The sequence below is a fragment of the Fuchsiella alkaliacetigena genome, assembly GCF_023227765.1.
In the GTDB taxonomy this organism is placed as follows: Bacteria; Bacillota; Halanaerobiia; order Halobacteroidales; family Acetohalobiaceae; genus Fuchsiella; species Fuchsiella alkaliacetigena.
The window spans coordinates 1-6,750 of record NZ_JALKBZ010000082.1; the positions used below are offsets into that span (position 1 = coordinate 1).

5 protein-coding genes are annotated in these 6,750 nt (G+C 36.8%); 2 read left to right on the plus strand and 3 right to left on the minus strand.

Going from position 1 to position 6,750, the window contains the following annotated elements; genetic code table 11:
- Window positions 1-136 precede the first annotated feature (136 nt).
- Window positions 137-1,012 (minus strand): hypothetical protein, encoded by an 876-nt coding sequence (locus MWH30_RS13150; RefSeq protein ID WP_248664553.1) that lies wholly within the window; start codon window positions 1,010-1,012, stop codon window positions 137-139.
- A 190-nt stretch (window positions 1,013-1,202) separates the two neighbouring features.
- On the opposite strand from MWH30_RS13150, the gene MWH30_RS13155 reads away from it, so the two are divergent.
- Both MWH30_RS13155 and MWH30_RS13160 read left to right on the plus strand, forming a co-directional pair.
- A complete protein-coding gene (locus MWH30_RS13155) occupies window positions 1,203-1,847 on the plus strand; it encodes an undecaprenyl diphosphate synthase family protein (RefSeq protein ID WP_248664554.1) in 645 nt (214 codons plus the stop codon).
- Between the two features lie 368 nt (window positions 1,848-2,215).
- Complete coding sequence (locus MWH30_RS13160; RefSeq protein WP_248664555.1) at window positions 2,216-3,856, plus strand: glutamate synthase-related protein; 1,641 nt, start codon at window positions 2,216-2,218, stop codon at window positions 3,854-3,856.
- A gap of 86 nt (window positions 3,857-3,942) precedes the next feature.
- Here the strand turns inward: MWH30_RS13160 and MWH30_RS13165 are convergent, their stop codons facing one another.
- Window positions 3,943-5,229, minus strand: a complete 1,287-nt coding sequence (locus MWH30_RS13165; RefSeq protein ID WP_248664556.1) for an adenylosuccinate synthase — start codon at window positions 5,227-5,229, stop codon at window positions 3,943-3,945.
- Window positions 5,230-5,258: 29 nt separating this feature from the next.
- A complete protein-coding gene (purB, locus tag MWH30_RS13170) occupies window positions 5,259-6,554 on the minus strand; it encodes an adenylosuccinate lyase (protein WP_248664557.1) in 1,296 nt (431 codons plus the stop codon).
- Window positions 6,555-6,750 lie beyond the last annotated feature (196 nt).

The window sequence follows — 6,750 nt, forward strand, 5'->3', positions numbered from 1 at the left end:
GCATTTTTTAAATTCAAACTGAGTATAAGAAATAAGATTGAGTTTTAAAATAAAATTTATTCATGCGATTGCCCTGCTAACTTTCTCAGAGTAATTAGCAAAAAACTATCTAGATGAATTATAATCAAAATTAAATCTAATCTCCTTCATGCAGTTCTTCTAATTCATTAACTCTAGCTAAAGCCAGCTCCGCTTTTACTTCAATTACCTCTGTCCTTTGCTGACTAACAGCTTCAGCCAAGTCTTTAATAGCTTTCCGCAATTCTATAATTTTCTGTTCTATTCTTTCACCATTTATCAGGTCATTTTCTAATTTTGAAATTAAAGCTAATAATTTATCATTCATTTCTAATTCACTAAGTTCATCCTTGCTGCTATCAACTAAGCGATGTTGATAAATTATTTTTCTAATATGGGCCCTCAGTTTTTTAAACCTTCCTTCAATTTCAAAGTTATGACTATAATATAACTCCGCTATCTCTAAATCAAACTGATTTATTGTTAATAAAGCAGGTATCAACTGCTCTTCAGCAATAGCTTCCGTTAAGCTATTAAGCTCCTCTTCCAGTCTAGCTAATCTTAATTGCTCTACAGACTCTTCACTCTCATACTGATTCCAGTTTTGATGTAATTCTTTAACTTCTTCCTCAAGTTCAGCCCATAGTTCCTGTATTCTATTAACCTTTTCTTTTTTCTCCTCTTCTTCAGCTCCCTCCTCTTCAACCTCTCTTTCTTCAGCTCCCTCCTCTTCAACCTCTCTTTCTTCAGCTCCCTCTTCTTGAGCCTCTCCCTCTTCAAACTCCTTTTCTTCACTCTTCTCAATTTCTTCAATCATAGAATCAATTTCTTCTAGCTTTGCAACTATCTCTTCTTTACTACCATTTACTCTTAACAAAGAAGTCGGCAAGCTACTTTGATTATCAGGAGTTTCTTCCGGCTCTCTTTCGCAGCCCGTCATTTGAAATAAACTGGAAATAATAATTAAAACTATTAGTAACTTTTTAGAAGACATCTTATCACCCTCTTCAACAAATCCTTTTCAAATATTATAACACTTATACTTTAATCTTATTAAAACTATCATTATAATTAAGCTACTTTTAAAAAGAAAAACTATTTGATAATAATTCAACTAGATAATAGCAATAATAAGATTAATATCCTTTGAAAGGATATAATAAATTACCGAAAGGAGCATAGCAATGCAAATTCCAGAACATATAGGAGTTATCCCCGATGGAAATAGAAGATGGGCCCAAAGTCAAGGCTTAAACAAAGAGGACGGTTATTCTTATGGCTTAAAACCTGGACTGGAACTATTTAAACTCTGTCAAAAAGTAGGGGTTAAAGAGTTAACCTATTACGGTTTTACTATGGATAATACTAAAAGACGCAATGTGCAAACCGAAGCCTTCACTCAGGCCTGTATAGATGCTGTTAAAATGTTAGCCCAAGAAGATGCTTCTTTATTAGTAGTAGGTAATACCGAATCTCCTAAATTTCCCGATGAATTACTACCTTATACTACCAGAAAAACCTTCGGTCAAGGCGGTATGAAAGTGAATTTCCTAGTTAATTATGGTTGGCATTGGGACTTAGGTAGTCTTCGCCAAAGTGAAAAAAGTTCTAAAAAAGCTTTAATCAATTCCTTAAAATCAAAAGATATCTCTCGTATTGACCTAATAATTCGTTGGGGTAAGAGAAGAAGACTTAGTGGTTTTTTACCTGCCCAATCTGTTTATTCAGACTTTTATATAGTAGATGAATACTGGCCTAGCTTTAAAGCTGAACACTTTTACGCTGCCCTAGATTGGTATTCTAAGCAGGATATTACTTTAGGAGGTTAAGATTTATATAGTTTTCAATTGGCTTGTCTTTTATATGGGGAGGATGTCAAGCTAAAAATAAAGTTAAAATCTTTTGACGCAGACTAGTTTCTAACCAAGTTCTGACTAAGTTCTGATAATACCTTTAATTATCTTTTATCTTCTTATCAAATTTTAGTCAGATCTTAAAACTTAGTCTGCGTCTCATTAGTTTAAAACCTAATTACTACTTAAATAAAAAAATACATCAAGTCTTGTTTATTCACATTGTGAAAACATATCTTATAATAAAAAAATTTTTAATATTTCAAGCAGGAAATTTATTCATTGAAATAGAATAATATATGTGAAAGATCTTTTTTATTAATACTAAGGAGGAGAATAAAAATATGTTGAATTGGCCAAAAAGAAACGATGCTTTAGGAACAGTTAATCGAGGTAACCCTTGTGAATCCGGACTATGTACCCTTTGTCAGTCTGACTGTAGAGGTAGATGTGAAACCTGGATGTCAGCTCTAAAAGGAAGAAAGATGCTTTATCCCCGCGACTTTGGAGATATAACTTCAGGGAGTAGAAATATAGCTCCTCAAGGAGTTGGTTATCACTCCTTAAGAGTTAACGGTTATGCTCATGATGCTGAAGGATTAGCTGAAGGACTTAGCGACAATGCAGATGACTGTATATTTCCTAATGTAGTTACTGAAACTGAATTTGGAAATAAAAGTAAAATAAAATCTAAAATACCATTGATGACTGGAGCTTTAGGTTCTACTACTATTGCTCAAAAATATTGGAACTCCTTTGCTGTGGGGGCTGCTCTATCAGGCTTTCCAATAGTAATTGGAGAAAATGTAGTAGGAATAGATAGAGAAGCTACTTTAGAAAATGGAAAAGTAGTTGATGCTCCAGAATTAGATCGTAGAATTGAAATCTATAAACGTTATGCTGATGATTATGGGGCAATTTTTATACAGTTAAATGTAGAAGATACCAGAAATGGAGTAGCTGAATATATCCTTGATAACTACGACGAAGATGTAATTATTGAGTTAAAATGGGGGCAAGGAGCTAAAAGTATTGGTGGAGAAATCCAAGTTACTAGTCTAGAATACGCTAAGTTTCTAGCTAATAGAGGTTATGTAGTAGATCCTGATCCTACTTTAGAAAGAAATCAAAAAGCCTTTAAATCAGGCGCTATCAAAAGTTTTGCCCGTCACAGTCGTTTAGGAGGTACTGAAGCTGCTAGTACTGAAGCCTTAAGAGAGGACTTTATGGAATCAGTAGAGTATCTGCGCAGCTTAGGTTGTAAGAAGATTTCTCTTAAAACCGGTGCTTACGGTATGAAAGGCTTAGCAATGGCCCTCCGTTTCGCTGCTGATACTGAACTAGATCTACTAACTATTGATGGTGCTGGCGGAGGTACTGGAATGAGTCCTTGGAATATGATGGAACACTGGGGAGTGCCTTCTTTAGTATTGCACTCTAAGGCTGTTGAATACGCCGATATCCTAGCTGAGCAAGGAATTGAAGTACCAGATCTATCCTTTGGAGGGGGCTTAGCTCGCGAAGATCATATCTTTAAAGCTTTAGCTTTAGGAGCACCTTACACTAAATTAGTCTGTATGGGCCGAGCGCCAATGGTAGCTGGTTTCTTAGGTTCTAATATTGAAGGAGTCTTACGACCTGAAAATAAAGAACAGGTTAACGGTAATTGGGATAAACTACCTAAAACTGTGAAGAAGTTTGGCAAAACAGCAGAAGGAATCTTTGCTGGTTGGCACGATGTAGCAGAGCAGATCGGTGAAGCAGAAATGGAAAATATCCCGCTAGGAGCAGTAGCAATCTATACTTTAACCGATAAGTTAAAGGCTGGCCTGCAACAGTTTATGGCCGGAGCTAGAAAGTTCAACCTAAGTCAGATCGAACGCTCCGATTTAATGTCTGCCAATAGAGAAACGGAAGCCGAAACTGGCATCCCTTATATGACAGAAGCTTTAGACGATAAAGCTAAAGAAATCCTCAAAAAATAATTAAATTACTAAAGGGACTCGGTAAATACCGAGTCCCTTTTATTATTAAGAAAATTATTCTCCTGAATTACTATATAACTACATTCCTATTCTATAAACTTATCTAAGACCATTGTTTCAGATCTTTTAGGCCCTACGGAAAGAATAGAAACCTTACAGTCTACTAATTCACTTAATCTATCTAAATACAGCTTAGCATTCTCCGGTAAATTTTCATACTCCCTAATTTGAGAAGTATTTTCTTCCCAACCAGCAAACTCTTCATAAATAGGCTCGCATTCAGCTAAAACCTGCTGATTAACGGGAAACTCAGTTAATACCTCTCCTTGATACTTATAGCTAGTACACATCTTAATCTTTTCCATTCCGTCTAAAACATCCAGCTTAGTAACAGCAATACTAGTTAAGCCATTAATTCGGCGCGCATACTTAACTATGGTAGCATCAAACCAACCACAGCGTCGAGGCCGGCCAGTAGTAGTCCCAAACTCTCCCCCTTTTTCTCTTAACCATTCTCCTTGCTCTCCTGTCAGCTCAGTTGGAAAAGGGCCCTCACCTACTCGAGTTGTATAGGCCTTCACTACTCCTAGTACACTATCAATTTTAGTAGGCCCTACTCCTACTCCAGTACAAACTCCTCCCGCCGTAGGATTTGAAGAAGTTACATAGGGATAAGTTCCGTGGTCAATATCCAATAAAGTCCCCTGAGCTCCTTCAAAGAGTACATTCTTACCTTTAGCAAGAGCTTCATTAACTAAGTAGGAAGTATCGGTGATAAAAGGGGCTAATTTTTGACCGTATTCCAGATACTCAGTCCACAATTCATCTATATCAAAGGTTTCCGCTCCATATACCTTATCTAAAATCATATTTTTCAAACTCAAAATAGATTCCAATTTTTCTCTTAACAATTCCTTGTCCAATAAATCACCCATTCTAATTCCAAAACGACCGATTTTATCCATATAAACCGGGCCAATTCCCTTACCAGTAGTTCCAATCTTACCGTCGTTCTTTCTAGCTTCCTCAGCTTGGTCTAAAACTCTATGGTAAGGCATAATTACGTGAGCCTGATTACTAATATGAAAATCTTTAATCTCTACTCCTCTATCTAATAAATAATCCATCTCCTCTTTTAATACAGCTGGATCAACTACTACTCCATTGGCTATTACACAGCTCACATCGGGATAGAGAATTCCTGAAGGAATTAAGTGTAGCTTGAACTCTCGCTCTCCCACTACCACCGTATGACCCGCATTATTTCCTCCTTGATACCTAACTACTAGATCGGCCTTTTTAGAGATCATATCGGTGATCTTACCTTTACCTTCATCTCCCCATTGTGAGCCTACCACCACTACAGTTGCCATTACTAAAACCTCCGTTTTCTAATATTAATCTATTCTAAACCCAACCGAACAAAAATCTGATCTATATTTTGAAAGTGATACTCATAATCAAAAATTCTATTAATTTCTTCTTTACTTAAATGCTCTAAAATATCCTGATCAGCCAATAAATAATCCTGAAAGGACTGCTCTCCCTCCCAGGTTTCCATAGCAGTTTTTTGTACCAGTTCATAGGCTTCATCTCTCAATAATCCTTTTTCAATTAATTCTAGCATCACCTTTTGAGAAAAGATTAAGCCCTTAGTTTCTTCTAAATTAGCAGCCATATTATCCTCTTTAACTACCAAGTTAGCTAATACCTGTTTAAACTTAGTCAACATGTAATCTATTAAAATACTACTATCGGGGAAAATAACTCTTTCCACCGAAGAATGAGTTAAATCTCTTTCATGCCAGAGAGGTTGATTCTGCAAGGCTGGACTTACATTTCCCCGTACCACTCGAGCTAAACCAGAAATTCGTTCACAACTAATCGGATTCTTCTTATGAGGCATAGCTGAAGAACCCTTTTGACCTTTTTGAAAGGACTCTTCCACTTCCAAAATATCGGTTCGCTGCAAGTTTCTAATCTCAGTAGCAAACTTATCTAAGGAACTAGCAATAATAGCTAAGGTAGATATGTATTCTGCGTGTCTATCTCTCTGCAAGATCTGCGATGAAATAGGAGCTGGCTTCAAACCCAGTCGTTCACAAGTTAGCTCTTCAACTTCAGGACTGATATTAGCAAAGGTACCCACCGCTCCAGAGATCTTACCGTAGCTAATTCTTTCTTTAGCTACTTTCATTCTTTCTAAATTACGCTGCATCTCAGCATACCAGTTAGCTAACTTCAAACCCCAGGTGACAGGTTCAGCGTGAATCCCGTGAGTACGGCCCACCATAACCTGTTTTTTATACTTTAACGCTTGCTCAGCTAAAAGTTCAATCACTTCCTCTAAGTCCTTAATAATTAGCTCAGCCGCCTCCTTTAACTGTAAAGAACGAGCCGTATCCTTAATATCAGAAGAAGTTAAGCCCAAATGAATATACTTAGACTCTTCACCTAAGCTTTCGGCTACTGCTGTCAAAAAAGCTAATACATCATGCTTTGTCTCCTGCTCTATCTCCTTAATTCTATCCACGCTAAAAGCAGCCTGCTCCTCAATCTCAGCTACAGCAGCCGACGGAATCTCTCCCGTTTCTGCTAAGGCTACACAGACCGCTATCTCAATCTCCAACCATTTATTAAACTTATTCTTTTCACTCCAAATTTCCTTCATTTCAGGCAAAGTATATCTATCTATCATTATTAATTTAGTGCTCCCTTCCTGATTGTAATTACCAAATAGAAATCCACTAATATAATAGCAGACCTACTCAGCAATGTCAAGTTAGACTCGAAGTTTAGAAACTGAAGCATAATTAATACCCGAGTTCGACACTTACTAGGTAAACAGACCCCACGCAAACACTTATTATAGCAGTGTTTACGAAGGATTAGAG